28 protein-coding genes are annotated in these 26,456 nt (G+C 66.9%); 15 read left to right on the top strand and 13 right to left on the bottom strand.

The annotated features are described in order from the left end of the window. Window positions 1-62: 62 nt before the first annotated feature. From LL06_RS16115 to LL06_RS16070, 10 genes are all read right to left on the bottom strand, one after another. On the bottom strand, window positions 63-1,241 hold the full coding sequence (locus tag LL06_RS16115; RefSeq protein WP_035529091.1) for an acetyl-CoA C-acyltransferase: 1,179 nt from the start codon (window positions 1,239-1,241) through the stop codon (window positions 63-65). Between the two features lie 13 nt (window positions 1,242-1,254). Continuing rightward, complete coding sequence (locus LL06_RS16110; RefSeq protein ID WP_035529080.1) at window positions 1,255-2,550, bottom strand: ArgE/DapE family deacylase; 1,296 nt, start codon at window positions 2,548-2,550, stop codon at window positions 1,255-1,257. Window positions 2,551-2,563: 13 nt separating this feature from the next. Then, window positions 2,564-3,196: a 3-oxoacid CoA-transferase subunit B gene (locus LL06_RS16105; protein WP_035529077.1), complete on the bottom strand. Its 633-nt coding sequence runs from the start codon at window positions 3,194-3,196 to the stop codon at window positions 2,564-2,566. Window positions 3,197-3,203: 7 nt separating this feature from the next. Next, window positions 3,204-3,899 carry a CoA transferase subunit A gene (locus LL06_RS16100; protein ID WP_035529074.1) on the bottom strand — a complete coding sequence of 232 codons (696 nt, stop codon included), beginning with the start codon at window positions 3,897-3,899 and terminating at the stop codon, window positions 3,204-3,206. Continuing rightward, window positions 3,899-5,194 carry an aspartate aminotransferase family protein gene (locus LL06_RS16095; protein WP_052161643.1) on the bottom strand — a complete coding sequence of 432 codons (1,296 nt, stop codon included), beginning with the start codon at window positions 5,192-5,194 and terminating at the stop codon, window positions 3,899-3,901. Before LL06_RS16095 ends, LL06_RS16100 begins: the two co-directional genes overlap by 1 nt. 64 nt (window positions 5,195-5,258) lie before the next feature. Next, entirely contained in the window at window positions 5,259-6,026 is a 768-nt protein-coding gene (locus LL06_RS16090; RefSeq protein WP_035529069.1) for an amino acid ABC transporter ATP-binding protein, read from the bottom strand. A gap of 17 nt (window positions 6,027-6,043) precedes the next feature. Then, the gene (locus LL06_RS16085; RefSeq protein WP_035529067.1) at window positions 6,044-6,700 is read right to left on the bottom strand and encodes an amino acid ABC transporter permease; all 657 of its coding nucleotides are present in this window, start codon (window positions 6,698-6,700) and stop codon (window positions 6,044-6,046) included. 30 nt (window positions 6,701-6,730) lie between these two features. Next, window positions 6,731-7,378, bottom strand: coding sequence for an amino acid ABC transporter permease (locus tag LL06_RS16080; protein WP_035529065.1), 648 nt, complete (start codon window positions 7,376-7,378; stop codon window positions 6,731-6,733). 41 nt (window positions 7,379-7,419) lie between these two features. Beyond that, complete coding sequence (locus LL06_RS26445) at window positions 7,420-8,211, bottom strand: creatininase family protein (RefSeq protein ID WP_052161641.1); 792 nt, start codon at window positions 8,209-8,211, stop codon at window positions 7,420-7,422. Window positions 8,212-8,310: 99 nt separating this feature from the next. Continuing rightward, entirely contained in the window at window positions 8,311-9,087 is a 777-nt protein-coding gene (locus tag LL06_RS16070; protein WP_035529063.1) for a transporter substrate-binding domain-containing protein, read from the bottom strand. A gap of 157 nt (window positions 9,088-9,244) precedes the next feature. Here LL06_RS16070 and LL06_RS16065 point away from each other — a divergent pair, with 157 nt between their 5' ends. From LL06_RS16065 to LL06_RS16045, 5 genes are all read left to right on the top strand, one after another. Continuing rightward, the gene (locus tag LL06_RS16065) at window positions 9,245-10,198 is read left to right on the top strand and encodes a LysR family transcriptional regulator (protein ID WP_052161640.1); all 954 of its coding nucleotides are present in this window, start codon (window positions 9,245-9,247) and stop codon (window positions 10,196-10,198) included. Between the two features lie 268 nt (window positions 10,199-10,466). Beyond that, window positions 10,467-11,222 carry a LuxR family transcriptional regulator gene (locus tag LL06_RS16060; RefSeq protein WP_052161639.1) on the top strand — a complete coding sequence of 252 codons (756 nt, stop codon included), beginning with the start codon at window positions 10,467-10,469 and terminating at the stop codon, window positions 11,220-11,222. A gap of 44 nt (window positions 11,223-11,266) precedes the next feature. After that, complete coding sequence (locus LL06_RS16055; protein WP_035529057.1) at window positions 11,267-11,929, top strand: acyl-homoserine-lactone synthase; 663 nt, start codon at window positions 11,267-11,269, stop codon at window positions 11,927-11,929. Beyond that, the gene (locus LL06_RS16050; protein ID WP_035529055.1) at window positions 11,926-12,138 is read left to right on the top strand and encodes a hypothetical protein; all 213 of its coding nucleotides are present in this window, start codon (window positions 11,926-11,928) and stop codon (window positions 12,136-12,138) included. Before LL06_RS16055 ends, LL06_RS16050 begins: the two co-directional genes overlap by 4 nt. 312 nt (window positions 12,139-12,450) lie before the next feature. Further along, complete coding sequence (locus LL06_RS16045; RefSeq protein WP_035529052.1) at window positions 12,451-13,011, top strand: hypothetical protein; 561 nt, start codon at window positions 12,451-12,453, stop codon at window positions 13,009-13,011. 92 nt (window positions 13,012-13,103) lie between these two features. Here LL06_RS16045 and LL06_RS16040 read toward each other — a convergent pair whose 3' ends face one another. Continuing rightward, window positions 13,104-13,745: a TetR/AcrR family transcriptional regulator gene (locus tag LL06_RS16040; protein ID WP_035529102.1), complete on the bottom strand. Its 642-nt coding sequence runs from the start codon at window positions 13,743-13,745 to the stop codon at window positions 13,104-13,106. Window positions 13,746-13,844: 99 nt separating this feature from the next. Between LL06_RS16040 and LL06_RS16035 the strand changes: the two genes are divergently transcribed. The 4 genes from LL06_RS16035 to LL06_RS16020 all read left to right on the top strand — a co-directional run bounded on the left by LL06_RS16035 (window position 13,845) and on the right by LL06_RS16020 (window position 16,154). Next, window positions 13,845-14,381, top strand: coding sequence for a DUF6151 family protein (locus LL06_RS16035; RefSeq protein ID WP_035529050.1), 537 nt, complete (start codon window positions 13,845-13,847; stop codon window positions 14,379-14,381). Next, window positions 14,374-14,676, top strand: a complete 303-nt coding sequence (locus LL06_RS16030) for a hypothetical protein (RefSeq protein ID WP_035529048.1) — start codon at window positions 14,374-14,376, stop codon at window positions 14,674-14,676. Before LL06_RS16035 ends, LL06_RS16030 begins: the two co-directional genes overlap by 8 nt. Window positions 14,677-14,772: 96 nt before the next feature. Continuing rightward, complete coding sequence (locus LL06_RS16025) at window positions 14,773-15,249, top strand: CYTH domain-containing protein (RefSeq protein WP_035529046.1); 477 nt, start codon at window positions 14,773-14,775, stop codon at window positions 15,247-15,249. Next, window positions 15,246-16,154, top strand: a complete 909-nt coding sequence (locus tag LL06_RS16020; RefSeq protein ID WP_052161638.1) for a CHAD domain-containing protein — start codon at window positions 15,246-15,248, stop codon at window positions 16,152-16,154. Before LL06_RS16025 ends, LL06_RS16020 begins: the two co-directional genes overlap by 4 nt. A gap of 42 nt (window positions 16,155-16,196) precedes the next feature. Here the strand turns inward: LL06_RS16020 and LL06_RS16015 are convergent, their stop codons facing one another. Then, window positions 16,197-18,308, bottom strand: a complete 2,112-nt coding sequence (locus LL06_RS16015; RefSeq protein WP_081964018.1) for a catalase — start codon at window positions 18,306-18,308, stop codon at window positions 16,197-16,199. A 317-nt stretch (window positions 18,309-18,625) separates the two neighbouring features. On the opposite strand from LL06_RS16015, the gene LL06_RS16010 reads away from it, so the two are divergent. The 3 genes from LL06_RS16010 to LL06_RS16000 are packed head-to-tail and all read left to right on the top strand — an operon-like array spanning window position 18,626 to window position 21,431. Then, complete coding sequence (locus tag LL06_RS16010) at window positions 18,626-19,639, top strand: ABC transporter substrate-binding protein (protein ID WP_035529040.1); 1,014 nt, start codon at window positions 18,626-18,628, stop codon at window positions 19,637-19,639. Beyond that, window positions 19,636-20,673, top strand: a complete 1,038-nt coding sequence (locus LL06_RS16005) for an iron chelate uptake ABC transporter family permease subunit (RefSeq protein ID WP_035529038.1) — start codon at window positions 19,636-19,638, stop codon at window positions 20,671-20,673. The genes LL06_RS16010 and LL06_RS16005 overlap by 4 nt, the downstream gene beginning before the upstream one ends. After that, on the top strand, window positions 20,670-21,431 hold the full coding sequence (locus LL06_RS16000; RefSeq protein ID WP_035529035.1) for an ABC transporter ATP-binding protein: 762 nt from the start codon (window positions 20,670-20,672) through the stop codon (window positions 21,429-21,431). Before LL06_RS16005 ends, LL06_RS16000 begins: the two co-directional genes overlap by 4 nt. A 7-nt stretch (window positions 21,432-21,438) precedes the next feature. Here LL06_RS16000 and LL06_RS15995 read toward each other — a convergent pair whose 3' ends face one another. Next, the gene (locus tag LL06_RS15995) at window positions 21,439-22,344 is read right to left on the bottom strand and encodes a cation diffusion facilitator family transporter (RefSeq protein ID WP_035529032.1); all 906 of its coding nucleotides are present in this window, start codon (window positions 22,342-22,344) and stop codon (window positions 21,439-21,441) included. 162 nt (window positions 22,345-22,506) lie between these two features. Between LL06_RS15995 and LL06_RS15990 the strand changes: the two genes are divergently transcribed. The 3 genes from LL06_RS15990 to LL06_RS15980 all read left to right on the top strand — a co-directional run. Continuing rightward, window positions 22,507-23,262, top strand: a complete 756-nt coding sequence (locus LL06_RS15990; RefSeq protein ID WP_035529030.1) for a hypothetical protein — start codon at window positions 22,507-22,509, stop codon at window positions 23,260-23,262. A 76-nt stretch (window positions 23,263-23,338) separates the two neighbouring features. Beyond that, window positions 23,339-24,262, top strand: a complete 924-nt coding sequence (locus tag LL06_RS15985) for an HAD hydrolase-like protein (RefSeq protein WP_052161637.1) — start codon at window positions 23,339-23,341, stop codon at window positions 24,260-24,262. 280 nt (window positions 24,263-24,542) lie between these two features. Next, window positions 24,543-26,456 (top strand): methyl-accepting chemotaxis protein (locus LL06_RS15980; RefSeq protein WP_052161636.1); only part of this gene is annotated, 1,914 nt, incomplete at its 3' end.

The raw sequence follows: 26,456 nt of genomic DNA, 5'->3' as shown, positions 1-26,456 counted from the left end.
GATGGGGACCGGCCATTCCGCGGAGGATCTTGTCAAAAAGTTGCGGCGCCTGAGCGCCCGCCTCACCCGCAGATTTCGAACAGGCCCGCGGCGCCCATGCCGCCGCCGACGCACATCGAGACGACGGCGAGCCTGGCGCCGCGCCGGCGGCCCTCGATCAGCACATGGCCCGCCATGCGGGCGCCGCTCATGCCGTAGGGGTGGCCGATGGAGATGGCGCCGCCATTGACGTTGAGTTTTTCCGGATCGATGCCGAGCTTGTCGCGACAGTAGAGAAGCTGGGCGGCGAAGGCCTCGTTGATTTCCCACAGGTCGATGTCGTCGGGCTTGAGCCCGTGGCGGGCGAGCAGGCGCGGGATGGCGACCACGGGCCCGATGCCCATTTCCTCGGGCGCGCAGCCGGCGACCGCCATGCCGCGGAAAATGCCGAGCGGCGCGAGCTTGCGCCGTGCCGCCTCCTCGCCCGACATGACGACCAGCGCCGAGGCGCCGTCGGACAACTGGCTGGCATTGCCGGCGGTCACCACCTTGCCCTCGCCCCTCACCGGCTGGAGCGACGCAAGCCCTTCAAGCGTCGTGTCGGGGCGGTTGCATTCGTCGCGGGTGAGCCTGACCTGTTGCTCGGAGGTCTCTCCGGTCGCCTTGTCGGTGACGGACTTGACCGTCTCCATGGCGACAATCTCGGCGTCGTAGCGGCCGGCGGCCTGCGCTTCGGCCGTGCAGCGTTGGCTTTCGAAGGCATAAAGATCCTGCGCCTCGCGGCTCACGCCATAGCGCGCGGCCACGAGCTCCGCGGTGTCGAGCATGCTCATGTAGTAGCTGTCGGGCACGCAGGCGACGCGGTAGGCATGGGCGTTCCAGTGCGCGTTCTGCACCAGCGAGATCGAATCGACGCCGCCGGCCATGGCGACGGCGACGCCCTCATGCATCACCTGATAGGCGGCGTGGGCGAGCGCCGACAGGCCCGAGGCGCATTGCCGGTCGATGGTGGCGCCGGCGACCGTGTCCGGGAGGCCGGCCGCGATCACCGCATGGCGCGCGGCGTTGACGCCGGCGGTGCCCTGGGTGAGCGCCGAGCCCATGGTGAGATCCTCGATCTCGCCGCCCTCGAGGCCGGCGCGGGCGACCGCAGCCCTGATCGCGTGCGCCATCAGCACCGGGGCCTGGGTGGCGTTGAAGGCGCCGCGATAGGCTTTGCCGATCGGCGTGCGGGCGGTGGAGACAATGACGGCGTCGCGCATGGGGTATTCCTTCTCAGTGTCGTTCGAGACCGCACCAGTTGGCGATGAACACGGCGGTGGCCTGCGTCACGCGGCGCACCGATTCGAGCTCCACCTGCTCGTTGAATCCGTGAATGGCCTCCGCCCGCGGCCCGTAGACCAGCGCCGGCGTGTCGGCGTAGAGCCCGAAGAAGCGGGCGTCGGTGGTGGCGGTGATGGCGATCCGGTCGAGCGCCGAGCCGTTGACGGTGTGATGGGCGTTTTCCAGCACCGCGATCGCCTGCGCGGCGCCGGCGGAGCTGTCCTGCGACAGCGCGTAGCCTTCGGCATGAAAGCCGTGATAGACGATCTCGGGCGCATGCTTCTTCAGAAACGGGTGGGCCTGCGCCGCGTCGTGGAGCACCGCCTCGATCTCGCGCCTGGCCTCCTCGAGGTCCTGGCCGGGAAACAGGCCCATGCGCACGTCGAAGACGCACCAGGCCGGCACCGAACTGGTCCAGTCGCCGCCCGCAATCTTGCCGATATTGAGATTGAGCGCGTGATTGTGCCCGGCATAATCGCCGTGGCGCCGCTCCGCCGCGTTCCAGCGGTGCTCCATCTCGTGCAGCGCGGCGATCAGCGGGATCGCCGCCTCGATCGCGTTCGAGCCGCTGCCGGCATAGGCGACATGGACCGGGATGCCCTTGAGATGCACCTGGAACCACAGCACGCCCAGTTGCGCGGTGACCAGCTTTTCGGCGAACGGTTCGGGGATCAGCGCCGCATCGGCGCGATAGCCGCGCTGCAGGCAGGCGAGCGCGCCGTTGCCGGTGCATTCCTCCTCCACCACCGACTGGACGAACACATCCGCGGCCGGCGCCAAGCCCAGATGCCGGAGCGCATCGAGCGCGAACAGGTTGGAGGCAAGCCCCGCCTTCATGTCGCCCGCGCCGCGGCCATACATCCAGCCGTCCTCGACGCGCGGCGCGTAGGGCGGCGTGTGCCACATGTCGAGCGGGCCTTCCGGCACCACGTCGACATGGCCGTTGAGGATCAGGCTCCGGCCGGCGCCGCTCCGGCCCCGGTGCGTGGCGACGACATTGACCGCGTCGTCATAGGCGCCGATCACCGGCGAGAAGCCCGGCAGATGGGCGATCTCGGCGACATCGATCTGCCAGCGGTCGACGGCGTAGCCGCGCGCGGAAAATTCGGCGGCCATGAAGTCCTGCGCCGACTGCTCGTTGCCCCGCGTCGACGGATGCGAGACGAGTTCGGCGAGGAACTCGATCTCGCGGTCGAACACGGCGTCGACGGCGTGGAGAATGCGGGTTTCGTCCTGCGGGGTGATCATTTGGGCATGGCTCCTAGAATGTCGGGATCGGTCCTGCGGGCACGATCAGCGGCGCGCCGGTCGCCGCGCGCACCTCGGCCAGCGTCACGCCCTCGGCCAGTTCGACCAGATGCAGGCCGTCGGGCTGCACGTCGCAGACCGCCATGTCGGTGTAGATGCGGTTGACGCAGCCCACGGCCGTCAGCGGCAGGGTGCAGCGCTCGAGGATCTTGGGATTGCCGTGCTTGTCGGTATGGCTGGTGAGCACGCCGACGCGCCGCGCCTTCTGCGCGAGCTCGATGGCGCCGCCGACGCCGGCCGCGGATTTTCCGGGAATGATCCAGTTGGCGAGATCGCCATTGGCGGCGACCTCGAAGGCGCCGAGCAAAGTGAGATCGAGCCGCCCTCCCCGCACCAACGCGAAGGACACGGCGCTGTCGAAGAACGATCCGCCGGGCGCACAGGTGATGTAGCCGCCGCCGGCGTCGATCAGGTTGCGGTCCTCATGGCCGGGGGCGGCAAGCCCGCCGACGCCGGCGATGCCGTTTTCGGAATGCAGGCAGACCGGGCAATCGGCGCCGACATGGGCCATCACCTGGGTCGGCAGGCCGATGCCGAGATTGACGGTCATGCCGGGGGTAATGTCGCGCGCGGCGCGGGCGAGCATTCTTTGCTTAGCGGTGGACGACACCGTAGACCTCCATCAGCTTTTCCGGCAGGGCGACCAGGTGATCGACAAAGGGCGCCGGCGTATGGACCATGTCTGGATCGATGCCGCCGGTCCCGACGATGACCTCGGCCTCGGCGATGGTGCAGTTCGCCGCCATCGCCATCAGCGGGTTGAAGTTCCGCGCCGTCGCCGCATAGGCGAGATTGCCGAAGGTGTCGGCGCGGGCGGCGTGGACGAGCGCGAAATCGGCCTCGAGCGCGGGCTCGATCAGGTAGGTCGCGCCGTCCATCTCGACACGCTGCTTGCCCTCGGCCAGAAGCGTGCCGATGCCGATGTCGCTGACGAAGCCCTTGAGGCCCGCGCCGGCGGTGCGGATGCGCTCGGCGAGGATGCCTTGCGCGACGAACTCGACCTCGATCTCGCCCGCATTCATCATCCGGACGGCATTGCCGTTGAGCCCGACATGGCTGGTGATCAGCCGGCTGACCATGCCCGCTCCGAGCAGCCAGTCGACGCCCATGCCAGGCTCGTTGGCGTCGTTCTTGATGATGGTGAGGTTCTTGGGCCCGTGCCGGACCAGTTCCGCAATCAGCGTGAACGGCGTTCCGGGCACGCCGAAGCCGCCGATCATGATCCGCGCGCCGTCGCCGATCCGGCCGATCGCCTCGGCGAGGTCTGTCGATTTGTCGAGGAGCGGCATTATCCGGTCACCGGCAGGTTCATTTCCGCGGCCATGGCGTCGAGGCATTCGGTCAGCGTGGCGATGATCTCGCCGATCTGAGCCTCGGTGATGATCAGCGGCGGGCAGACCAGGAAATGGTCGCCCTCATGGCCGCCGCGGGTGCGGCGCGAATAGATGATCAGCCCGCGCTCATAGGCGAGATCGACCAGCCGGTTGTAGGCGTTGAGCCCCTTGGGCAAGGGCGTCATGGTCTCGCGGTCGGAGACGAGCTCGAAGGCGAGCAGCAGGCCCTTGCCGCGCACGTCGCCGATAAAGGGATAGCGGTCCATCAACTGGGTCAGTTCCGCCTTCAGCAGGTCGCCCATCACCCTTGCATTGTCGACGAGGTTCAGGCGGTCCATTTCTTCCAGCACCGCGCAGCCCGCGGCGCAGGCGAGCGGATTGCCGGCATAGGTGAAGCCGTGCATGAAGCCGCCGGCGTCGAGAACCTTGTCGACGATCGCGTTCTTGGCCACCATCGCGCCGAGCGGCGCATAGCCCGCGGCAAAGCCCTTCGACAGGGCGACGATGTCGGGGATCACGCCCCAGTGCTCCGACGCCACGAATTTTCCGGTGCGCCCTGCCCCGGTCATGACCTCGTCGTAGATCAGCAGGATGCCGAACTCGTTGCAGATCTCGCGGATGCGGCCGTAATAGCTGTCGGGCGCCACCAGCGCGCCGGTGGAGGCGCCGCCGACCGGCTCCATGATGAAGGCGAGCACCGTCTCCGGCCCCTGGGCGAGGATCTCATCGCGCAGCAGGTCGGCATATTTGAGCCCGCGCTCCTCATCCGAAAGATTGTCGCGGTCGAGATAGCAGAGCGGCGCCGCGATCTTCGGCATCGGCCGGAACATCGGCTCGAACGGCTTGGTCAGCGGATCGTAGCCGGTGAGCGCCACCGCGCCGAGCGTGCCGCCGTGATAGGAGGGGAAGCGCGAGATCACCTTCCAGCGGCTCGCTTCGCCGACCGCCAGCGCATACTGCCGGGCGAGCTTGATGGTGCTTTCCACCGCCTCCGACCCGCCCGAGACGAAGAACACCCGGTCGAGTTCCTCGGGCATGCGCTCGGCGGTCATTTTCGCGAGCTTTTCCGCGGCCTCGTTCTGGAAATGCAGCCGGTAGCCGAAGGTGGCCTTGTCCATCTGCCTCTTCATCGCCGCCAGAACATTGGCGTTGGAATGGCCGATATTGGACACCATGGCGCCGCTCGATCCGTCGAGATAGCGTTTGCCGGTGGTGTCGTAGAGATAGATGCCCTCCGACCGGTCGAGCATCGGCCGGGTCAGGCGGGACTGGTAGAACAGGTTGGATGTGAGGTCTCTGCCGCTGGTCTTCACGTTAATTCTGTCCTTTGAGGTGTTTGCGCAGGAAATTCTTGGTGCGTTCGTTGGCGGGGGTCTTGAAGATCACCTCCGGCGGTCCTTCCTCGACCACCACGCCCTGGTCCATGAACAGCACCCGGTCGCAGACGTCCTGGGCGAAGCCCATCTCGTGGGTGACGATGATCATGGTCATGTGCTCTTCGGCAAGCTGCTTCATGACCAGGTTGACCTCCTCGACCAGTTCCGGGTCGAGCGCGGACGTTGCCTCGTCGAACAGCATCACCTTGGGCTTCATGGCGAGCGCCCGGGCGATGGCCACGCGCTGCTTCTGCCCGCCCGAGAGCTGCGAGGGATAATAGTCGATCCGGTCGAGGAGCCCGACCTTGTTCAACTGCTCGACGGCGAGCTGATCGGCCTCGGCCTTGGAGATGCCCTTGAGCATCTTCGGCGCCAGCGTGATGTTGTCGCGGACATTGAGATGGGGAAAAAGGTTGAAGTGCTGGAACACCATGCCGATGTTCTGGCGCACGGAATTGATGTGCGCCTCGTACTGGCGGGTGGGCAGCTTCTTGTTGACCTGGGCATCCTCGAGCCACACCTCGCCCGAGGTCAGTGGATCCAGATCGTTGATGGCGCGCAGCAGTGTGGATTTCCCCGAGCCGCTGGGGCCGATGATGGCGACGATCTGGCCTTTCTTCACCTGCAGGCTGATGTCCTTGAGCACTTCGAGCGTGCCGTAGCTCTTGGCCGCGTGCCTGATGTCGATGATGGGTCTGTCGGTCATGGATGTCCCTCCCTGCCTCAGCGGGCGATCTGGATGCGCCGCTCGATGCGGCGCAGTCCGGCCTCGAGGCCAAGGTTGATGACGTAGTAGCAGGCGGCCGCCGCGACATAGAATTCGAACGGCCGGAAGGTGCGCGAGATCGCCATCTGCGACGACAGCGTGAGTTCCGCCACGCCGATCACCGAGACCAGCGCCGAATCCTTGAGGAGCGCGATCATGTTGTTGCCGATCGGCGGCACCACCGAGCGGATGGCCTGCGGCACGACGACCTTGCGCAGCGTCTGCAGGCGGCTCAGCCCCAGCGTGCGCGCGCCCTCGTACTGGCCGATGTCGACGGCGCGGATGCCGGCCTGGATGATGTCGGAATTGTAGACCGCGAAATGCAGCCCGAGCCCGATGACGCCGGCGACGAAGGCCGGCAGGTCGACGCCGATCTGGATCAGGCCGAAATAGATCAGGAACAGTTGCAGCAAGAGCGGCGTGCCCATGAACAGCCAGGCGAACAGCCGGAACGGCAGCCTGACGACGAGCGGCGCGTAGAGCGCGATGACGGCGAAGACGATGCCGCCGAAGAAGCTCAGCACCGCCCCCGAGACGGTGATGGCGATGGTCCACAGCGCGCCGGTGAGCAAGGCCCCGGCAAACGGGGGAACGACGGTGAAATCAAGACCCATGACAGCCTCCGGACCTGGTCAAAAGCACTGTCATCTGAGCGCCGCGCGGCGATCGAGCCAGTTCACGCCGAGCCCCGTCACATAGATGATCGCCATGTAGAGGACGCCGGCGAGCAGGAACATCTCGAACGGCTTGTAGGTGGAGCCGATATAGCGCTGGGCGGTGTAGGTGAGCTCGACCACCGAGATGGCGGCGACCAGCGCCGTGCCCTTGATGAGCGCGTTGATGTTGACGCCGAGCGGCCGGATCATCAGCCGTAGCGCCTGCGGCAGGGTGACCGAGCGGAAGGTCTCGAAGCGGCTCAGCCCCAGCGTGCGCGCGGCCTCGGTCTGGCCGCGGTCGACCGAGATGATGGCGCCGCGCATGGTCTCGGTCATGTAGGCGCCGATGTTGAAGCCGAGCGCCAGCACCCCCGCCTCGAAGGCATCGAGCTGGATGCCCACCTGCGGCCCGCCGAAATAGAGGATGAAGACCTGGATCAGCGCCGGGGTGCCGCGGATGACGCTGACATAGGCAGCGCCGGCAAAGCGCAGCGCCGGCGAGCGCGACAGCCGCGCCGCCGCCCCCAGCGCGCCACAGGCGAGCCCCATCGCCCCCGACAGCACGGCAAGCTGGATCGTCACCCAGGCCGCCTCGAGGAAGAACGGGAAGACGCGAATCATCAAATCTGTGTCCAAGGCGCGTCTCCTCCCCGTTCAGCCGCGATGCCGGGCAATGCTCAGTGATGGTCCTTGCGCGGCAGCAGCGGCAGCGCGCGGATCTCGCGCACCAGCTCGACGGTCGCGTTGATGGCGGCGTCGAGGAACAGCTTGCCGTTCTCGGCGGTGGCGACCGTCGGATCGCCCATGGTGCCGTCCTCGGAGACCGACGACCACCAGCGCATCAGCATCGCTTTGCCGCCGCCGCCGGCGAGGTCGAGATTGAAGAACTTCGAGCCCGGATTGTGGGCGATCTGCCTGGTCGCCTTGGAGAGATCGACCAGATCCGGATGCAGGTGCATGTAGATCGAGGCCTCGAATTCGCCGGCATGCGCGATGCCGCCGAGCTCGGACTTGCGGATCTCGTTGATCTCTTTGGAGATCAGGTTCCAGTAGGAGCACGAGACGCAGAGGACCTCGGACTGGATGACGGTCTTGCGCGCGGCGAGATCGAGCACCGGATGGTTCGAGCCGTGCGAATTCAGAAGCAGGATACGGCGGAAGCCGTGATGGGCGAGCGACTTGGTGACGTCGGTGATGAAGGCGATCAGCGTCTCCGGCTCGATCCAGATGACGCCCGGGAAATCCTTGTGGTGCTCGTTGAAGCCATAGGGAATCGGCGGCATCACCAGGATGTCCTCGGGCGCGAGTTTCGCCGCCCCTTCCGCCACCGCCATGCCCAGCACCGTGTCGGTGTCGAGCGGCATGTGCGAGCCGTGGTCCTCGGTGGCCGAGACCGAGAGGATGACCACCCGGTCCTTGTCCGCCTCGCGGACTTCATCGATCGTGAGCTGGCCGTAATGGGTCTTCATTGTGGCTTGTTCCTCGTGGCCCCGTTAGGCCATCCTGCTCTGAAAAAAGCCCCCGCGCAGGGACCTGATCGCCGCGCGAGGGGGAGAGTTTCTGAAAACTCAGCGGATGTCGCCGCCGACCCATTTGTTGGCGATTTCGACATAGGTGCCGTCCGCCTGGATCTCGTCGAGCGCCTTCTGCATCGCCGCCTTGAGCTCGGGATTGCCCTGGCGGATGGCGATGCCCGCGCCGACGGCCTCGGTCTCGAGATCGTTGAGCGCGACCAGATCGCGGCCGCTTTCCTTGGCGGCGAGGATCACGGCGACCGAATCGGCGATGATGGCGTCGACGCGACCGTTCTCGAGCTCGAGCAGCAGCTCGGGAAGGCCCTTGTAGGTCTTGACGTCATAGCCCTGCTCGCGGGCCCACTGCTCGTGGGTCTCGCCGAGCGTCACGCCGACGGTGGCGTCGGAAAGCTGGGCGACGCTGGTGATCGGCGAGCCGGCCATGGTGAACACCGCGCGCTTGGTGGTGTAATAGGGGCCGACGAAATCGACCACCTTCTGGCGCTCCTCGGTGATCGACATCGAGCCGACGATGGCGTCATACTTGTTGGCGAGCAGCCCGCCGATGATGCCGTCCCAGGCGGTGGTGACGATTTCGGTCTCGAGTCCCATGCGCTTGGCGATCTCGGTGCCGATGGCGGCGTCGAAGCCCACCACTTCGTTCTGCTCGTTGACGAAGTTGAAGGGAGGATAGGCGCCGCTCATGGCGATGCGCATCGTGCCCTTTTCCTTGATGGTGGCGAGTTCGTCGGCGGCGACGCTGCCGGCCGAGATGAATGCAAGCGAGCCTGCTGCAAGCACGGTCCCGATGATCTTGGTAAACGCGTTCATGTGACGCCCTTTTCTGTTCCACTGGTTGGATGATCTCACGGACTGCCGTGCGCTGGGAGTGGCCTAGGCCGCATCAGTCCTCGACGGTTTTTGTCGCATGCCGGTTTACTATGGATCAAACAAATATTATCTATCCCAACTATAGACAGGATTTATGATGCAGCCTTACGAACAGCGCTTCCCCTGGAACCTCGACTGGAACCTGCTCCGCACCTTCATGATCGTCGTCGACCAGAAGGGGCTGACCCGCGCCGCGGACTTCCTGGGGGTGACCCAGCCGACCATCTCAAGTGCGCTCAAGCGGCTCGAGACCACCGTCGGCGTGTCGCTGGTCGACCGGCGGCCGGGCAATTTCGCCGTGACCGAGGCGGGCCAGGTTCTCTACCAGGAGTGCAACGCGCTGTTCGGCGCCGTCTCGCAGATCCCGGGTCTGATCACCAAGGCGCAGCGGCGGGTGAGCGGCCACATCAACATCGTCATGACCAGCCATGTCGTCTCCGAGCATCTCGACCGGGTGCTGTTCGATTTCAACGCCGACCATCCGGGCGTGACCTATTCGCTGTCGGTGGCCGAAAGCTCGGAAGTGCTGAGCCGGGTCAGGCAGAACCGGGCCACGTTCGGCGTCTGCCTGATGCGCGATCCCGATCCGGCGCTGGTGGCCAAACCCCTGTACCGCGAGCGGTTCGCGCTCTATTGCGGCCCGCGGCACCGGCTGTTCGGCAAGACCCAGATCAAGCTCTCGGAACTCCAGGGCGAAAACTCGGTCTCGTTCCAGACGGAAGTCGAGAGCGGCCCGCTGTTCCTGCTGGCGCAATTGCGCGAGCGCGCCCTGCTCAACCCCGAGATCAAGGGGATCTCCGCCAACCTGCCCGAGGTGCGCCGCATGATCGTGGCCGGCATCGGCGTCGGCGCCCTGCCCGTCCATGTCGCCGGCCGCGACGTCGAGGCCGGGCTGCTCTGGCCGCTGCCGCCCTATGCCGGTCTGCCCACGGCGGATATCTACTTCGTCAAGAACCCGCGCCGCAGCCTCAATCCGGCCGAAAGCGTGCTGGTCGCGGCCATCGAGGATCTGATCGACACCACGCCGATCGCCGAGCGCACCTACCCCTGACCGGGCCGCCGGGCATGGGGCCCGGGGCCGCTGACGCCCAGACACGATGCCGCAGGGGATAGCCGCCCTCTCCGCGCGAATTCTCCCCGGCGCCTCTCGTTTTTCACAGTGAAACACTCTAGCGTGGGCGGGCGGGCACGGATGATCCGCCGGCGGGCGCAGGGGGTGCGGCCGCCAGAATTGCACCATGTAATTTTATGGGTTAGGATCTTGTTTTTTATGGGGGCATCTTGACTGGTCTGAGGCCAATTCAATACCGAGCCTGCCCATGAGCGCGCAGGACGCGGCCGTGTTCGAATTCATCGAGCGCGTGGACGCCCATGTGCTGATCGACGACCTGCTCGACGACCTGTTGCAGGTGGTGGCCAATTTCGGCTTCCAGCACATGATCTACACCGGCCTGCCCGCCGGAGACAGCTCGATCGCGCCGCTGGTCAAGACCAACCGCTTCCCGCAGGACTGGTGGGACCTCTATGTCGAGCGTGATTACGCCCGGACCGACGCGGTCTGCCAGCAGGTGTTCGCCAAGGTCGAGCCCTTCGTCTGGAGCGACGTGGATCCGGGCTTCTCGGCGATGGAGGGCGCCGCCCGGGTCGCCGGCGAAGCCGCCGAGCACGGCCTGGTCGACGGCTATGTGGTGCCGCTGTTCTCCCGCGACGAATGGCTCTCGGTGATGTCCTTCGGCGGGCCGGACAAGCTCATGCTCAGTCCGCGCGACCGCGGCGCCATCAACCTGATGGCGATCTACACCTCCTCGACGATCGAGCGCCGCCAGCGCAAGCAGCCCGAGCGCGGCCGGCTGACCGGGCGCGAGCGGGAAGTGCTGCTGTGGACCTCGGCCGGCAAATCCTGCTGGGAGATCTCCGTCATCCTCAATGTGAGCGAGCAGACGGTGCGGTTTCACACCGCGCAGATCCGGGCCAAGCTCAACGCCTCCAACACCACTCACGCCGTGGTCCGGGCACTTCAACACGGCGAGATCACGCTCGGTCAACTGGCGGATCGGCTAGGCGACATCCGCTAACGGCGCCCCGTATCCTCTCTCCTCGGGAACAAAGGGGAACGAGGATGATCGAGGCACACGTCGTCACCACGCGCAACAAGCATCTCTATGAACGCGAATTCGAGGAATTCCTTCGCCGCCGCCACGAATATTACGCGGTGGCCAACCGCTGGGTGCCGATCAGCGACGACGGCCTCGAACTCGATCCCTTCGACACGCCGCACGCCACCTACATGCTGGGAATCCTGGGCGACCGGGTCGTCACCTCGGCGCGGCTGATGCCGACGAACCTGCCCAACCTGGTGTCGGAGGAGTTCCCGCACATGTGCGAGAACATCGGCCTGCCCCGCCGCGAGGACTGGGCCGACTGGACCCGCACCTATGTGCTGCCGGAATACCGCGGCGTCGGCTCGACCGGGATCCTGGGGCAGATGTTCTGCGCGGTGATGGAGTACTGCGTCGAGGAAGGCATCAGCCATATCGGCGGGGTGCTGCAGCAATATCTGCTCAAGCGCTGGCTCGACATGGGCTGGAACGTGATCCCGGCCGGCCTGCCGCGCGTGCTGTCGGGCGACTGGTGCCTGGTGGCCTATATCGAGGTCAACGAGAAGGCGCTGCGGACAGGCCGCGAGCATGCCTCCGTCACCCGGCCGCTGGTCGTGCGCCGGGGCGAGCAACTGCCCTTCATCGAACCTTCCCGCCGTCCCGCGATCGAGGCAAATTCATGAGCGACCAACCCACCACCACCGACCAGACTCTCGCGCTCCTGAAGATCCAGGGCCTGCTTGCCGCCGCCTATGACATGTCGCGGCACACCGACAACAAGTTTCTCTCCTACCTGATCAAGATGGCGAGGATGGAGGTGCAGGCCCGTTTCGAAACGCCGGGCGCCGATGCGGACGAGCTCGACAAGCCCGGCAAGCTCGACCGGACCTGAAGCCGGGCGCACGCCGGCCGCGCCCCATGGCCGGGCGCGGACCGCGGCGCCCTGTCCTCGCGCCGCCGCGGGCGGCAACAAAACGCCGGCGCTTTTCACCTTTCCTTAAAGCCGTATGGGTAAGGTCGGCATGCGGGCGTCCTTTCGGGGAAGCATGATGCGGGCCCGCGGCGCCGGTCGGATCGGCTGTGATCCCGGCAATGTTCAAATTCCCTTGAGACGGCGCGTCCGGACGTCCGCTTCGGTGCGGGGTCGCCCGCTTTTGCGGCGCCGATCAGGACCAGATCGTTTGTATCGCGTAAGGAGTGAGATGTGGCAGCCCCCAAAACCAACAAAGGCACGGCCGAAAGCGCGCCCGGCGGCATGATGGGCCTGGTGTCGAAGGGCCTCGCGGTCACCGCGATGCTGCTGGCGACCGTGTTCTTCGCCGCGGCCTTCGATGTCGGCCATCTTGGTCTGCAGCACATGCTGGCGGGCGCGAGCATCGCGCTGGTGCCGCTGTTCGCGGTCTTCGCCATCGCCGCCCTGTTCCTCACGCCCAAATCCGGCGCCGACGCCGCGGCGATCGCCAACAGCGCCAGGATCGCCGACCTCGTCGAATTCCAGTCCAAGGCGACCTCGCAGATCCTGACGCTGCAGAGCAAGATCGATGCGCTCAGCGGCCATGACAACGAAACGCTCAAGGCCCGCAACAAGGAACTGCAGGCCGCCCTCGACGCCATCCACCAGGCCGAACGCGACAAGGTGGACAGCCAGATCGAGGCGCTGCGGCTGCGCAACGAGGAGCTCGAGGCGCAGATCAAGGCCTGGGCGGTGGAAGCCGTCGGAAAGTCGCTCGCCGGCGAAAAGCCGCAGGCCATGAAGGCTGCCTGACGGCCTTCGCCACGCATTCAGGTTCAAAGGCGCATCAAGCGCGCCCCGCACCTCCGGCTCCCAGGGCCGGAGGTTTTTTTTGGCCCGCAGGGTCAGTCGCGATCGACTGCAACCGCATGGGCGCAGAGGAATATCCGCACAGCCTCCCCGGCATGCGCGTGCAGCTCGGCGCGCGAGGGGATGGCTTCGTCCCCCAGCAGCATGGCGGCATTGGTGGGCGCGCCCATCACCAGCCAGTTGAATTGCGCCGCCGCCCGGGCCGGATCACAATCGCGGATCTGGCCGATGGCGATGTAGTGGGCAAGCGCCCGGGCGATCCGCCGGATCGAGACCAGCGGGCCGTTTTCATAGAGTGACCGGCCCAGCTCCGGAAACCGGCCGACCTCGCCGATGACCATGCGCCTGAGCTGCATCAGCCGCGGCGTCATGACGATGTCGAGCTGGTCGATGGCGATCGCGGTGAGGTACTCCCGCACCGGCCGGTCGTCGAGCGGCTCCTCGACATCCTCGCCGATGGCGCGCGCCGCACCGCCGGTCATGGCCGCGATCACTTCCAGAAACAGCGCCTCCTTGGACTGGAAATGGGCATAGACGGTCTGCTTGGAGACCGAAGCCTGCTCGGCGAGCGCATCCATGCTGGCGCCGAGAAAACCCTCCTGCAGGAAAAGGCGCTCCGCCGCCGCGAGGATCTTCTCCCGGCTGCGCTGGACCCGCGTGGCTGCCCCGTTGCTCATGTCCCGGCCCTTCTGGTTTTCGCCTGCGACCATAGCACTCCGTCTTGACAAATCAAACTGGACTGTCCAGTCTAATTGATAACGAGACCGGAGGCGATCATGACCCATCGACACACACTTTCCTGCGCTTGCGGACAGGTTGGCCTGCGGCTGGAGGGGCCGCCGATCGCCAGCGTCGAATGCCTCTGCACGAGCTGCCGCAAGGCGGGCGGCCTGCTCGAGACCCTGCCCGGCGCGCCGAAGATCGTTGACGCCAAGGGCGCCACCGCTTTCGTCATGCAGCGCAAGGACCGCGCCGCGATCGTCGAGGGCGCCGGGCATCTGCGTGCCTTCCGCCTCTCGCCCGGGGCGGGCACGCGGCGGGTCGTCGCCGCCTGCTGCAACACGCCGATCTGGCTGGATTTCGCCGGCGGCCATTGGCTGAGCCTCTATGCCGGGCTGTGGAAGGAGGATGAACGGCCGCCGCTGGAGATGCGCACGATGGCCGGAGACGCCCCCGATCCAGCCGCCCTGCCCGGCGACGTGCCCAACCTGAAGAGCCATTCGCTGCGGTTCTACGCCCGGCTGCTGGGAGCCTGGATCCGGATGGGGTTCCGCACCCCGAAATTCCCGGTTCAGGGAGAGCTACATGTCTGATGCCGATGACCGGATCGAGATCGAGAGCATCACGTCCCCGCACCACAGGCAACGGGTCGACCGCGCCAAATACATGGCCATGCGCGACGCGCTCCTGCCTGTGCTGCCCGAGGCGCCGCCTGGGATAACGGTGGCCGAGGCGAAAGCGGCGCTGCTCGACCATTTGTCGCAGGACCTGTTCCCCGGCGGCGAGAAGGCCGGCTGGTGGCTCAAGGCGGTGCAGCTTGATCTCGAGGCCAAGGGCATCATCGCGCGGGGCAATGCCAGGCCGGTGCGGCTTTACCGCTGCCTCTAGCGCCGCGCCGGCGGGGGTGGCGGCAGGGACGGGTTGCCAACAGTCCGCACACTCTATGCCATTGAACATGACACGGTTTTGGGTCAACACTGGCGCATGGCCCGGGAAATCGAGCGCAAATTCATCGTCGACAGCGACGCCTGGCGGGCCGGGGTGGAGACCTCGCGCGCCATCGTCCAGGCCTATCTGGCGATTGACGGCGACACCTCGGTGCGGGTGCGCATTTCCTGCGACGCCGAGGCGCGGCTTGCCGTCAAGTTCGGCGTGTCGGACATGACCCGCGACGAATTCGAATATCCCGTGCCGCTCGAGGACGCGCGCCAGATGGTGGCGGCGAACCCGGCGCGGCGGATCGAGAAGACCCGCCATATCCTCCGCTCGGGCGGCTATCTCTGGGAGGTCGACGTGTTCGAGGGCCGGCTCGCGGGCCTGGTGATCGCCGAGGTGGAGATGGGCTCAGAGGACGAGACCCCCGCCCTGCCCGCCTGGCTCGGCCGCGAGGTGACCGGCGAGGCGGCCTGGAGCAACGCCATGCTCGCCACCCACGGCTGGCCCGAGGGAGCGCGGCCGTGAGCTACCGCATCGAGCCTGCAAAGCCGCTGACCGGCGAAGTGACGCGCATCGCCCGGATCCAGTACGCGCGCGCCATCGAGGTCTTGCGCGATCAGCCCGACGGCCGCGACCAGGCTATCCACGACGCGCGCAAGCGCTTCAAGAAGCTGCGCGGCCTGTTCCGCCTGATCCGCTCCGCGGCGCCCGGCTTCTGCGCCCGCGAGAACGCCCAGGTGCGCGACATCGCCGCGACGCTGTCCTCCGTGCGCGACGCGACGGCGCTGGTCGAGGTGCTCGAACGGCTGATCGAAAGCGAGGCGACGGCGGAGAATCACGATGCGCTGTTTTCCGTCCGCGCCCGCCTGGTCGAGCGCCGCGACCGGATGGCCGCCGAAGAGGCAGGCCTCGAAGAGGCCATCGCCGCGGCGATCGCCGCTTGCGAGGCGGGCATGGCCGCGCTCGGCGACCTGAGCCTGCCCGACAAGCCCGGCAAGGCCGGCAGGACGCTGGCCAGGGGGTTCGCCCAGACCTACGGCCGGGCGCTGACGGCATGCGCCACCGCGGCCGAAACCGGCGCGGCGGCCGACTGGCACGAGCTGCGCAAGCGCATCAAATATCACCGCATGCATGTGGAACTGATGCGCAAGGCATGGCCCGGCCAGATGGGCCTGCGCGCCGAGGTGGCCGATCTCGCCGGCGAGGCGCTGGGCGACGACCACGATCTCGCCAACCTCGAAGCCCTGATCGCCGAAGACACCGGGGCGCTCGGAAACGCCGCCGAGATCGCCACGCTGCGCACCTGCATGGCCGCCCGCTCTGCCGCGCTGCACGCCCAGGTCCGCGCGATCCTCAAGAACCTGCTGATGGACGACAGGAAGGTGGTGCAAAGCCGGATCGCGACGCTGTGGCGCGACGCGGCCAGGTGAGCGGGCCCGCGCCGGACGACGCGGACCCTTTTCGCGACCGCTCTATTTGAGCGCCTTTTCCCGGTCCCAGAAGCGCAGCGCGCCGCAAAGGTCGATGAAGCCCGTGACATCGGCCTTCTTGTCGAGTTCACGGCAGCCATCGTCGAGATCGGCCCAGATGCCGGCCTTCTCGAGCAGCGGCTGGGCGGAGGCCGAATAGGCGATGAACTTGCAGTGGGCGAAGGCATCGGCGACGAAGTCGCGCGCCGGCGGCATCTTGGCAAGCTCCTTGACGCCCGCCTCCGAGACCAGCACGGCGACCGCGTCGTAAAGCACCGAAGGGCCGCCGTCGATCTTCTGCTGCGCCTCGATCCAGGTGCCGTCGCTGGCTTCCACGCCGCCGACATGGGGCGCCACGAACTCGATCATCGCGCCTTCCTTCTTCAGCGCCGCCTCAAGCGCCTTGACCAGGGCGATGTCGACGCCATCGGTGACGAGCACGCCCATCTTGCGGCCCTTGAAGCTTTCGGGGCCGTTGGCGACGATCGACAGTTTCGGCGACGGCTTGAGACCGGTGAGCGTCGGCCGCGCCGCATCGGCGGGCTTGGGCATGGACTTCAGTCGCAGGCCCTTGCCGACCTGCTTGGCGAGATCCTCGTCGACATTGAGGAGATGCGCCACCATCCGCTCGCGGATCGCGAGCCGCTCGACCTTGGACAGTTCGAACACGAAGGCATCAGTGATGTGGGCCTGCTCGACCCCGGTCTGCGACAGGTAGAACTGGCGCGCCTGGCTGTAATGGTCGGCGAAGGTCTCCGAGCGGTGGCGGCCCTTGGGTCCGTCGAACTCCTCGGGGTGGCTCGTGAAGCCGGTCTGAGGGTTCTCGCGCGGGCCGCCCTCGTCGCCCCAGGAATTGGGCTCGTAATTGGCCCGCCCGGTGGGATTGTGGAAGGCCATGTGGCCGTCCTGCTGGAAGTGGTGGAACGGGCAGCGCGGCGCATTCACCGGCAGATGGTTGAAATTGGTCGAGCCGAGCCGGCTCAACTGGGTGTCGAGATAGGAGAAGTTGCGGCCCTGCAGTAGCGGGTCGTTGGTGAAATCGATGCCGGGCACAATATTGCCGGTCTGGAACGCCACCTGCTCGGTCTCGGCGAAGAAATTGTCGACGCAGCGATTAAGCACCATGCGGCCGACGATGCGCACCGGCACCTGTTCCTCGGGGATGATCTTGGTGGCGTCGAGCACGTCGAACTCGAATTCTTCGGCGAATTTCTCGTCGAACACCTGCAGGCCGAGCTCCCATTCGGGGAAATCGCCCGACTTGATCGCCGACCAGAGGTCACGGCGGTGGAAGTCGGGATCGGCTCCGTTGAGCTTGACCGCCTCGTTCCAAGCGACAGACTGCAGGCCCTGCTTGGGCTTCCAGTGGAACTTGACGAAGCTCGACTTGCCTTCGGCGTTGATCAGCCGGAAGGTGTGGACGCCAAAGCCTTCCATGAAGCGGAAGGAGCGCGGGATGGTGCGGTCGGACATGATCCACAGCGCCATGTTGATCGATTCCGGGGTGAGCGAGATGAAATCCCAGAAATTGTCATGCGCGGTCTGCGCCTGCGGGAAGTCCCGGTCGGGCTCGGGCTTGGCGGCGTGGATGAGATCGGGGAACTTGATCGCGTCCTGGATGAAGAAGACCGGGATGTTGTTGCCGACGAGGTCCCAGTTTCCCTCCTTGGTGTAGAACTTGACCGCGAAGCCGCGGACGTCGCGCGCCACGTCAGCCGAGCCCTTGCTGCCGGCGACGGTGGAGAAGCGGACGAACAGCTCGGTCTTCTCGCCGGGGCGCTGAAAGATGTCGGCGCGGGTGAGGTCCGCGAGCGACTCGTAGGCCTCGAAATAGCCGTGCGCGCCGAAGCCGCGGGCATGGACCACGCGCTCGGGAATGCGCTCGTGGTCGAAGTGGAAGATCTTCTCGCGGAAATGCTGGTCCTCGACCAGCGTCGGCCCGCGCCGTCCGGCGCGCAGCGAATTCTGGTCGTCGGCCACCGGCGTACCCACCTGGGTGGTGAGCGTGGGGATGTCGCCTTTCGCGGTCTGATGGGTCTCCCCGCCTGCGCCGCGCTCGAATGTCTGGTCTCCCAGCACGGCTTTCGTGCGGCTGTCGTCGGTCTTCTTCGCCATGGGGCTCTCCATCTCGTGAGGGTCTGTGTCGCGCGAAATGGGCGACGGGGTCGTTCGAGGGAAGAACGTGGCAGCGGTGCGAAGGTTCCGCCGCCCGGGGCCGGAATCACGTGCCTGATGGGCCTGTCGGTTTGACCCTGCCCGCTGGATAAATGTCCCGGGTTGCGCGGCCGCGCCGGGACCCTTCGAGGCAGCGACCCCACGGGTCGCGCTGCCTTGGGGATCCTCCTAAAAACATGAGTAAATCACTCTTGATTCTTCCAGGCCGGCTCTGTAGGGAAACATGACAATTTTAGTCAGGTAATGGAGAGTGCCGGATGTTGAACAAGAGCCTTTTTGTGCTGGGGACGGTTGCAGCCACCCTGGCCTGCACCGCGCTCCGCGCGGAGCCGACCGCCTACCCGCTGACGATCGAGAATTGCGGCCAGTCGGTCACCTTCGATCAGGCGCCGGAGAAGGCCGTGGCGCTGGGGCAGAACAGCGCGGAGATCATGTTCCTGCTCGGCCTCGAGGACAGGATGGCCGCCACCGCCTTCTGGCCCAACAAGGTGCTGCCGGAACTGGAAGAGGCCAATGGCAAGGTCGAGGTGCTGACCGTCGAGTTCCCGACGCTCGAATCGGTGCTGGCCAAGCAGCCGGACTTCGTCGCGGCGATGCTGGTCACGCTGATGGGCGATGACAGCAAGGTCGCCAAGCGCAAGGATTTCGACGATCTCGGCATCCCCACCTACCTGTCGCCCAGCGCCTGCTCGACCACCAAGAGCGCCACCGACGTCTATGGCAGCCGCCACGAGCTGTGGACCATGGACCTGGTCTACAAGGAGATCGAGGACATCGCGCGGATCTTCGACGTGGCCGACCGCGGTCAGGGGTTGATCGACGGGTTCAAGGCGCGCGAGGCCGCACTCCGGGCGAACTTCGCGGACAATGAGGACCTCACCTTCCTGTTCTGGTTCTCGAGCCCCTCGCCCTCCGACGACGCCTATCTCGCCGGCGGCAACGGACCTTCGGCCTATCTCGCCGACATTCTCGGCGGCGCAAACGCACTCACCACCGAATCGGAATGGCCGACGCTCGGCTGGGAAGGCATCATGGCCGCCGACCCGACGGTGATGGTCGTGGCCCAGGTCGACCGCAACCGCTGGGATCTCGACAAGGCCGAAAACAAGATCGCCTTCCTCTCCACCGATCCGACCGTCAGCCGCATGCCGGCCGTAAGCAAGGGACGCATCGCCGTCATCGACGGGGCGGCGATGAATGCCGGCCTGCGCGTGCTCTACGGCGCCGAGCAGCTCGCCGGGCAGCTCAAGGGTTTCGACCTGTCGCGATGACACCCGAGCATTCCGACGCGGGGGCCTTCCGGCTGGTCCTGCTGCTGGTGGCCTGCCTCGGCCTGCTCGCCCTGGCGATCGCCGTGGCGACCGCCATCGGCGACTACAGCATCGGCCTCGGGACGGTGGCGCTCGCCATCACCAACGGTCTCGGCCTCACCGGGGCCGAGATCCCGCCGATCGAGCAGAGCGTGGTCTGGAACCTGCGCCTGAGCCGGACGCTGGTGGCGGCGCTCGCGGGCGCGGGCCTCGCGATCAGCGGCGCGATCCTTCAGGCCCTGCTGCGCAACGCGCTGGCGGAACCCTTCGTCCTGGGGGTCTCCGCCGGCGCATCCACCGGCGCGGTCTCGGTGATCGTGCTGGGCGTGGGCGCAGGCAGCCTGTCGCTGTCGCTGGGCGCCTTCGTCGGCGCCTTCTCGGCCTTCGCCTTCGTCGCCATCCTGTCGAACGGCGCCACCAGCGGCCCCAACCACACGATCCTGGCCGGCGTCGCCGCCGCGCAGCTCTTCAACGCGCTCACCTCCTACATCGTCACCACCTCCGGCAACGCCCAGCAGGCGCGCGACGTCATGTTCTGGCTTCTGGGCAGCTTCGGCGGCGTGCGCTGGCCGGATTTCCAGCTTCTCCTCATCGTGGTCGTGGTGTCGCTTGCGGTCTGCATCTTCATGGCCCGGGCGCTCGACGCCTTCACCTTCGGCGACGAGGACGCCGCGGCGCTGGGCGTGCCGGTGGCGCGGATCCGGCTGATCATGTTCGCCGTCACCGCCATCCTGACGGCCACCATCGTCAGCATGGTGGGCGCCATCGGCTTCGTCGGCCTGGTGGTGCCGCACGCCGCGCGCTACGTGGTCGGGCCGCTGCATCTCAGGCTGCTTCCCGCCTGCGCCGCGGTGGGCGCCATCTTCATGGTGTGCGCCGACATCGCCTCGCGGGTAATCGTGGCGCAGCAGACGGTGCCGATCGGCGTCGTCACCGCGCTGGTCGGCGTGCCCTTCTTCGCCATCATCCTGTACCGCGCGAGACCCCAGTCATGATCATCGAAGCCGAAAACCTGGTCTGGGGCGTCAAGCGCAGGACCATCGTCTCCGATGTCTCGCTGACGGTGGCGCCGGGCGAGACCCTGGGCCTGATCGGCCCCAACGGCTCGGGCAAATCCTCCCTGCTCAGGCTGCTCGCCGGTCTCAGGCGCCCCAGTTCCGGGCGTGTGGAGATCCAGGGCCGGGACATCGCCCATGTGCCGCGCCGCGCCCTGTCGCAGGAGGTGGCCTTCGTGCAGCAGAACGCCGCCACCGACACCAATGTCAGCGTGCTCGACGTGGTCCGGCTCGGCCGCACGCCGCACCGCTCGGCGCTGGCGGGCTGGTCGGCCGAAGACCAGGAGGCGGTAACGACCGCGCTCGAACGGGTCGACATGACCTCGCGCAAGGGACAGGCCTGGCAGACGCTCTCGGGCGGCGAGCGCCAGCGCGTCCACATCGCCCGCGCGCTCGCCCAGTCGCCGAAGATCCTGTTCCTCGACGAGCCGACCAACCATCTCGACATCCACCACCAGATCGAGATCCTGCGGCTGGTGCGCGATCTCGACCTGACCAGCGTGGTGGCGCTGCATGACCTCAATCTCGCGTCCATGTTCTGCGACCGGATCGTCGTCTTGCAGGAAGGCCGCGTCTACGCCTGCGGCTCTCCCGAGGCGGTGCTGACGGAGCCGCTCCTGCGCGAGGTGTTCCGGGTTGAGGCGGGTGTCAGCCCGTCGCCGTTCCACAGCCGCCCGCACATCCAGTTCATGGCCTGACGACGGCTTAGCCGATCACCCTGGCGCCGACGCAGGCATGCGCCGCGCATTCGAGCTCCAGCGTCGTGTGGCCGAGGCCGAACTCGTGCTTGAGCCGGTCCTTGACCGCCTGCTTGATCGCGTCGGCCTCCGTCCAGCGGCCGGCGGCGATGACGAGATGCGCGTCGAGCGCGGCGTCGTGCTCCTGCATCTGCCACAGGTGGACATGGTGCACGCCGGTGACGCCGTCGATGGCCTCGATGGCGGCGATCACCCTGACGGCGCTCAGCTCCGGCGGGCTGCCGAGCATGAGGATGCGGACGACGCCGCCGATTTCATTGAACGACATCCACAGGATGTAGCCGGCGATCATCAGCGTCACGGCCGGGTCGATCCAGAGCCAGTCATAGAGGATGATCAGCGTGCCCGCGACGATCACGGCCACCGAGCCCAGCGCGTCGGCGACATTGTGCATGAAGGCCGCGCGGATGTTGACGCTGTCTTTCGACAGGCTGTAGGTGAGCATCGCGGTGACGAGGTCGACCAGGAGCGCCACGCCGGCGATGATCACCACCAGCCAGCCGTCGACGCCCTCGGGCGTGAGGAAGCGCATCACCGCCTCGTAGACGAGATAGAGCCCGATCAGGACCAGCGTCGTGTAGTTGATCAGCGCCGCCACCACCTCGGCGCGGCCGTAGCCGAAGGTCATCGCCTGGTCGGCCGGCCGCCGGGCGATCTTGCGGGCGAAGAAGGCGATCGCCAGCGACAGCGCGTCCGACAGATTGTGGATGGCGTCGGCGATCATCGCCAGGCTTCCCGAGAAGATGCCGCCGACGATCTGCGCGATGGTGAGCCCGAAATTGACAGCGACCGCCCAGCCGACACGGGAATCGCCCGCTCCGGGATCGACAGGATGGTGGTGATGGTGAGCCATGGTCTCGCGCCCCGGGGTTCGAATCGGAAGTGTATGAGGGTTTAATCCCTCTAGCGGCTGGAGGTTCAAGCGAAAACACGCGGAACCGCCGGAACTTGCGCTGGCGCGCACGGATGCTCACATATGGCACGATCCGATTCCCGATTCCGAGAAGGCATCCGCGTGAGCACATACGCCTATCCGACCTATCCGACGCGTCAGGGCTACATGACCCAGGCCATCCAGCGCGCCTATATCGCAGCGGCGATCGACAGGAAGCTTCTGCCCGCCGAGGCCCACCGGATGGCGCAGGTGATTTCGCTCGACGCGCCGAACGACCCGTCCAAGCCGATCCAGTTCTGGCAGCTCTATTCCGTGCTCGGCCCCGATCGGATCGTCGCCATTGTGAGGAATTTCTACGAGCGCGTCTTCGCCGACGAGCCGTGGTTCGTCGCTCCCTTCGCCCGCGTTGGCCCCCTCGAGCATCACGTCATGACCCAGGCGCAGATGTGGGTCGACGTGATGGGCGGAGGGCCGGCCTATCACGGCGCCGAGTTCCGGCTGAACTTCCACCACACCCACAACGCCATGGAGGTGATGACCGAGCGGGGCGCGGCGCGCTGGACCCGGCTGATGGTCGACACGCTCGACGCCTGCGGCCGTCACATGACCGACGACGCCAGGGTGCGCCCGGCGCTCAACACCTTCCTGCACCATTTCATGGAGAAATACGCCCGCGAGTTCGGCTTCGCCAATGCGAGCGTCTTCGGCGAGATCAACCCGCCGCTCAGGCGCAAGCTCAACTTCATGGCCATGAGCGCGGAGGCGATCGAGGCGCTGGACGAGGAAGAGCTGCGCCAGGCGCTCGCCGAGCGCGGCGTCGACACCGCGCTCTATCCGACCAAGCAGGACCTGGTCGACAAGGCGCAGATGCTGTGACGGGGCGCGAGGAGCGAACCGCACCGCAGACGGCTTCGGGCGCGCGGGTGTCGGCCATGATGCGCGGAGCCTCCCTATGAGCACGGGCGCGGCGGTGATCACCGGCCAGGACGCGGCCTGGGCCTTCAACGAGTACCATGCGGTGCGCCACCGCCTGCCCGCCCCGCGCCCGGCCGCGGCCAGCCTGCGCGCCGAGAACCTCGACGCCATCGCCGATGAGTTCGATGTCTTCCTGCTCGACGCTTTCGGCGTGCTCAACATCGGCGAGACCGCGATTCCGGGCGTGGTCGAGCGCATCGACGGGCTCAGGCGCTTGGGCAAGCAGGTGCTGGTCGTCACAAACGCGGCGGGCTATCCCTCCTCGGCGCTGCACGCCCGCTACCAACGGCTGGGCTACAGTTTCGCGACCGCCGACGTGGTCTCGAGCCGCATGGCGCTGCTGGCCGCTCTCGACGCCCTGCCCCACCGCCGATGGGGCCTGGTGGCCGCCTCCGCATTCGGGCGCGAGGAACTTCCCGACGGCGCCTTCTTCCTCGAGGACGACAGGGAGGCCTATGCCGAGGCCGAAGGCTTCCTGATGTTCGGCGCCTCGGCCTGGACCGAGACCCGGCAGGCGCTTCTCGAGGGCGCGCTCCGCGCCAGGCCGCGCGAGCTGCTCGTGGGCAATCCCGACCTGGTCGCCCCGGTCGAGGCCGGCCTGTCGCGCGAACCGGGCCACTACGCCCACCGGCTCGCCGATGCCACCGGCATCGCGCCGGTGTTCTACGGCAAGCCGTTCCCGGCGATCTTCGACATGGCCCGCACCCGCATCCGGCCCGGCGTTCCCGACCACCGGGTGGTGATGGTGGGCGACACGCTGCACACCGACATTCTTGGCGGCAGCGCCGCCGGTTTCAGGACGGCGCTGATCCAGGGCTACGGCTTTTTCGACGGCGGCGACCCGGCCGAGGCGATCGCAAGGTCCGGTATCGCGCCTGACTTCATCCTTGCCCGGCCATAGGCCGCCGCAGCGGGATTCTTGACCGCACGCTCCGCTGCCACGGCCCGCAGCCGCCCGGCCAAGGGGCGCTACAGGTTTCATTCTTAATTAAGGTTACCGGGGCAGAGTGTGACGAGAGACAGTGGCCAGGCAATACGCTCCGGCCAAGCATGATGCGATCTGTCGGACAGTCCCTTTAAGTAAACAATCTTCGAGTGCCAGCCCCTCTACTCAGGCCCAGGCCGTCGGTCGCTGCTGCGGTCAGCCACCTTACATGAGACACTTTCCCACGGACGGAACGATGAAAAACACCATCACCATACGCACAAAACTGGTTGCCATCGGCGCCGCCGCCGCCATCGGCTTTGCCTGCCTTGCCGGCATCGGCTGGATCCAGGGCACCCGGACCCAGAATTCCGTGACGCTCGCCGATCAGATGAACCAGGAGCTGGTGACCATCAACGGCATGCGGTTGGCCAATATCGAAATGACGCTGGCGGCGATGGATTCGATCATCGACCGCGACGAGGGCGTGATCCTTCCCGAGCGGGCCGAGATCATCGCCAATTCGCTTGCCATCATCCGTTCAGGCGCCGAGGCCGCCCGCAAGGTCGCCGGCCAGGTGGGCCAGCCCGGGCTGATGGAGGGCTTTGACGCCGATGTGGCCGAGGTGGCCGATGCCATCCAGGTCCGGCTTCCGGCGCTGATCGAGGCCAATGCCGCGACGGAGGAATTCGCAGCGCTCGACGACGCCATCGATGGCGGCGGCGCGCGCCTGAACGAGAACCTGACCGCGCTCGCCCGGGTCGGCAATGACCATGTCAGCGCGCAGATGGCGACAGTCGCCGCGGCCGCCGAATCCTCGAAGATCAAGCAGTCGATGTCGGCGCTGGTCTTCCTCTTGCTGGTGGGCGCGATGGCCTGGCTGATCGGCCGCGGCATCGTCCGCTCGCTGGCGGGATTGCGCGACGACATGCAGCGCGTGGCTGGGGGCGAACTCGACCGCGAGATCCAGGACGCCGACCGCAATGATGAAATCGGCCTGATGGCGCAGTCGCTCGTTGCCTTCCGCGCCGCGGCGATCGACAAGCTCCGCGTCGACCAGGAAGTGGGCCAGGCCCGCAGCGAGAAAGAACAGCGCGACGCGTCGGACGCGGCCGACCGCGCCCAGACCGAAGCCGAGCGCAGCCGCGTCATCGACGCTTTGACCACCGGCCTCGAGCGGCTGTCGTCCGGAGACCTTACCTATCGCATCCGCGATGCCTTCGCGCCGGAATTCGAGAAGCTGCGCACCGAGTTCAACGCCTCGCTCGACGCGCTGAACTCCACCATGGAGGAGATTTCGGCGGGGACCCGATCGGTGCACCTGTCCTCGACCGAAATCGGCTCGGCGTCGGACGACCTGTCGCGCCGCACCGAGCAGCAGGCGGCCTCGCTCGAAGAGACCGCCGCGGCGCTCGACGAGATCACCTCGACGGTGAAGAACTCCTCGCAGCGTGCCGACGAGGCCAGCATCATGGCCTCCAACGCCCAGAAGGGCGCGGAGAAATCCGGCACCGTGGTGCGCAACGCCATCGGCGCCATGGAGAAGATCGAGGAATCGTCGCACAAGATCAGCCAGATCATCTCGGTGATCGACGACATCGCCTTCCAGACCAACCTGCTGGCGCTCAATGCCGGCGTCGAAGCCGCCCGCGCCGGGGAGGCCGGACGGGGCTTCGCCGTCGTCGCCCAGGAAGTGCGCGAACTCGCCGGCCGCTCGGCCAATGCCGCCAAGGAGATCAAGACGCTGATCGAGACCTCCTCGTCCCAGGTCAGCAGCGGCGTGGCGTTGGTCAACGAGACCGGCCAGTCGCTGGGCGAGATCGAGGTGGAGGTCACCCGGATCAACGACCACATCCAGTCGATCGTCACCGCCTCGCGCGAGCAGTCCAACGCGCTGGCCGAGATCAATGCGGCAATCAACCAGATGGACCAGATGACCCAGCAGAACGCGGCGATGGTGGAACAGACCAATGCGGCGACGCAGGGCCTGTCGGGCGAAGCCGTCAAGCTGGAGGGGCTGGTCAGCCGCTTCCGGCTCGCCTCCGGCGGCGGCTCCCGCGCCGGCCACGCTCCCGCCGCAGCGACGCACGGCGCGCAGCCCGCCCCCTCGCCCGCCCGGGCGCTCGGCCGGAAGATCGCCAGCGCCTTCGGCGGCGGCCAGGCCGCTGCC

It is taken from the genome of Hoeflea sp. BAL378 (genome assembly GCF_000759435.1).
Taxonomy (GTDB): domain Bacteria; phylum Pseudomonadota; class Alphaproteobacteria; order Rhizobiales; family Rhizobiaceae; genus Hoeflea.
The sequence above is the reverse complement of the archived record's forward strand: the minus strand, read 5'-3'. Positions and strand labels throughout refer to the sequence as shown.